Here is a 367-nt window from a genome sequence, read left to right as displayed (position 1 = left end):
CGGGTGAAAGTGCTGGTGGGTGCGGCAGTCCTTCATCAGCAAACCCAATCGACCGACAAGCGTGCTGCACTGCTCGCATTGCTCGATGGCTTCCTGACTCGACCGGCTGAACGATTGGCCGTATTAGGCAAGGACGGGCAAGGATCAGAGGCATTCAAACGACTGGTAGGAGATGCCGAATGAGTTGGTGGATCAGGGTCTACGTTGAGCCGGGCGAACGTGAAGACACGCTGGCCGTCTGGGAATCTGGCGCCTATCGGTGGGCTGAAAAGCTGACTGAGGCTGGAAAACTCACTCAAACGAAGGCCGGAGGCTACCCAAGCGAGTACAGGGGGTCAGCCGCTGACCTGCTGCCACTTCTCCAGGA

General features: G+C 58.6%; 1 protein-coding gene and 1 pseudogene. Both read left to right on the top strand.

Going from position 1 to position 367, the window contains the following annotated elements:
* Positions 1-183: pseudogene (locus tag GHO32_RS26730) on the top strand (hypothetical protein); the annotation flags it as partial.
* A partial coding sequence (locus tag GHO32_RS26725; RefSeq protein WP_218581174.1) for a hypothetical protein occupies positions 180-367 on the top strand: 188 nt, incomplete at its 3' end. The pseudogene GHO32_RS26730 and the gene GHO32_RS26725, both read left to right, overlap by 4 nt.

The sequence above is a fragment of the Pseudomonas sp. FSL R10-2189 genome (assembly GCF_009600325.1).
Classification (GTDB): Bacteria; Pseudomonadota; Gammaproteobacteria; order Pseudomonadales; family Pseudomonadaceae; genus Aquipseudomonas; species Aquipseudomonas helleri.
Note: the sequence above shows the minus strand (reverse complement) of the source record. Positions and strands in the feature narration are given on the sequence as shown.